The sequence below is a fragment of the Streptomyces sp. W16 genome (genome assembly GCF_033194735.1).
Classification (GTDB): Bacteria; Actinomycetota; Actinomycetes; order Streptomycetales; family Streptomycetaceae; genus Streptomyces.
Map to the genome: position 1 here is coordinate 1 of NZ_JAWOAI010000866.1, position 2573 is coordinate 2573.

Annotated in this window: 4 protein-coding genes; 2 read left to right on the forward strand and 2 right to left on the reverse strand. The window is 70.8% G+C overall.

What is annotated here, in order from left to right:
- On the forward strand, nucleotides 1-472 hold a 472-nt coding region (locus R6V09_RS50645; RefSeq protein ID WP_317888172.1), incomplete at its 5' end, for an APC family permease.
- 40 nt (nucleotides 473-512) lie between these two features.
- Here R6V09_RS50645 and R6V09_RS50650 read toward each other — a convergent pair.
- Complete coding sequence (locus R6V09_RS50650) at nucleotides 513-1085, reverse strand: RICIN domain-containing protein (protein ID WP_317888173.1); 573 nt, start codon at nucleotides 1083-1085, stop codon at nucleotides 513-515.
- A 158-nt stretch (nucleotides 1086-1243) separates the two neighbouring features.
- Here R6V09_RS50650 and R6V09_RS50655 point away from each other — a divergent pair, with 158 nt between their 5' ends.
- Nucleotides 1244-2020 carry a hypothetical protein gene (locus tag R6V09_RS50655; RefSeq protein WP_317888174.1) on the forward strand — a complete coding sequence of 259 codons (777 nt, stop codon included), beginning with the start codon at nucleotides 1244-1246 and terminating at the stop codon, nucleotides 2018-2020.
- Between the two features lie 60 nt (nucleotides 2021-2080).
- Here the strand turns inward: R6V09_RS50655 and R6V09_RS50660 are convergent.
- A partial coding sequence (locus R6V09_RS50660; protein ID WP_317888175.1) for a zinc-binding dehydrogenase occupies nucleotides 2081-2573 on the reverse strand: 493 nt, incomplete at its 5' end.

Below are 2573 nucleotides of genomic sequence, written 5' to 3' on the forward strand. Positions count from 1 at the left end.
CGACTGGCTGGTGCCGGCCGTCCGCGTCGGCGGTGCCGTCGCCGCGCTCGGCTCGCTGCTCGCGCTGATCCTCGGGGTCTCCCGCACCACCCTCGCGATGGCCCGGGACCGGCATCTGCCGCACGCCCTGGCTTCCGTCCATCCCCGCTTCGGTGTTCCCCACCGCGCCGAACTCGCGGTCGGCGCGGTGGTCACCGTCCTGGTCGCGACCACGGATGTGCGCGGCGCGATCGGCTTCTCCTCCTTCGGCGTCCTGGCCTACTACGCCATCGCCAACGCGTCCGCCTGGACCCTCACCGAGGAAGAGGGCCGACCGAACCGCCTCGTCCCCGTCATCGGCCTGGCCGGCTGCGCGGCCCTCGCTTTCGCCCTCCCCGCGAGCACCGTCGTCTCCGGCGCCACGGTCCTCGTCCTCGGGACCGCGCTCTACGGCCTGCGAAAGGTCACGACCGGCAACGACACCGGCCACTGAGCCGGACTGCACGTGCTCAGGACCGGTGACCAGGAACGGCCTAACTCACGATCCAGACCTGGGCCGCAGCCGGATGTGCGTCGTCGCAACTCCACTGCATGAGCTGGCTGTTGAAACTGCTGACCGTGTCGAGGCACAGATTGGTGCCCACGTGCCTGAACTTCGCGCCGGCCCTCTGGTCGACGGTCACGGCCGTTTCGACCCATTGCTCCGACGCCAGCCCGTCGCAGAGGTATTCGTCGACGGCCTCTCCTGGAACGCTGGTGCCGTTGTTGACCTCGGCGCAGTACGCACTCGCCTGATTCACCAGGTAGTAGGTGTCCGCCGAACCGGTGGACACGAACGCCCAGTTCTGGGTGCTGGAGCCGTTGCAGTTGGCCAGCTGAAGTCTGACGTTGAGCACCCCGCCGGGCGCGTCGACGCATTGGTTGTAGGCCAGGTTCTTGATCGTGTGATAGCTGCTCGCAGCCGCGGCGGCCGTAACGCGCGCGGAGACGCCGGCAGTTGAGTCCGCGGTCGGCTCGGCGGCATTCGCCCCCGTCGCCAGCGTGACCATGCCCGCGCAGCTCACGAGCGTCGCTGCCAGGACAGTGATCCTGTTTCGGAGATTCATCGTGGTGACTCCTATGACTTGTCGACCGGAACCCGATATCGCCTTGTCCGTGGACAGCGTGTTCTGCCGGAAGCGCTCCGTCGCCCTCTGTTCCGCCCAGCGGTACAGCGGGAACAGGCTCACGTGTCCCGGGTCCGGCCCATGGGCACGCTCTCCCCGTGGACAGGGCGGAGATCATCGAGGGCCAGTCGCGCGCCGTCGAGGCGCTGATCGAGTTGATCCGGAGGGGGCGGCCTCCGCTGTCCTGGGCGCTCAGCGAGAAACCCGACCTGTACGGCATGCTCCCGGGCGGACTCGGCGACGCCGAGCGGTACGCCCTGCTGGCGCGCTGGGCCGACATCCTGGGCACGGAGCTGCGCAGCTCGTCCCACACCCTCGACACCTGGGAGGGAGGCTCCTCGGACCCGGAACACACCGGCGGACACGCCGTCACACACACCTGGGAGTCCCTCGACGTCGCCGCGGTCAAGGACGGCGTACCGGTCCGGCTCTCGGAGTCGGTGCCGCTCGGCACCAGTGCGCGGGCACACGGTCGTCTGCGCCCTGGGGCGCTTCCCGGTGAACCGGCCCGCGCCGCTCAGCTCAAGGCGGCCACGGCGCTGGCCGAGGTGCTCAGGGCCGATCTGCCGACGGCCGGTTGGGGAATGTACGTACACAGCGAGGAGCCCGCGCTGTCCGGGACCATCCGGATCCAGCGGGCCAAGGCGTCGCGCGCCGATCTCACCGAGTGGGCGGGCTTCCTCGGGACCGAGGTCGACTACCGTCGCGAGAAACGGGCCTTCGGCACTCACCGGTGGGGCGAGGTCACCGGCCATGTGCTCGGTGTCCGGGTCCTGGTGAAGACGGACGTCCGGGCTCCGTCGGCGATCGCCGGTCACTGGCGGGCGCGCACAGGAAGAGGACCGGCGGCCCGGGCCCGTACAGCGGACTTGTAGCGCTGCGGCAGGCCCTCGAACCGACTGTGCGGGACGCGGTCCGAGGGAGTCGATGCCCCTTCAGCCGAAGTCCAGCACCACTTTCCCGATCGCCTCCCCGGTCCGCAGCCGTTCGGCCGCCTCCGCCAGCGCGTCGAGGCCGTGCCGCTCGATCTCCAGGGTCAGCTCCCCCGTCCGCAACTCCGCCAGCAGCCGCTCCGCGTCCGCCGCGACCTCCTTGCCCCGCGTCATCAGGTTCACCGGCAGCAGGGACACGTCGGCCAGCAGGAAGTCCGCGAGGTCGACGGTGAATTCGCGTCCGGCGGTGTAGCCGACGAGCGCCACCCGGCCGCGGGGACGGACCAGTGGGAGGGCGTCGCGGAGTACCGGGCCGCCGACCGTGTCGATGACGACGTCGACCGGGCCGCCCACCGCCTCCGCGGACAGTTCGGAGGCCAGCAGGGACTTGGCGGGAGCGGGGACATGGGCGAGCTTGGCCGGGCGTCCGACCACGCCGATCACCTCGGCCCCGGCCCGCGCGGCGACCTGCACCGTCATCGCTCCGACCGCGCCG

Coding starts and splice junctions, on each gene's coding strand:
- R6V09_RS50650 (WP_317888173.1), bottom strand. CDS start 1,085: ATGAATCTCCGAAACAGGATCACTGTCCTGGCAGCGACGCTCGTGAGC.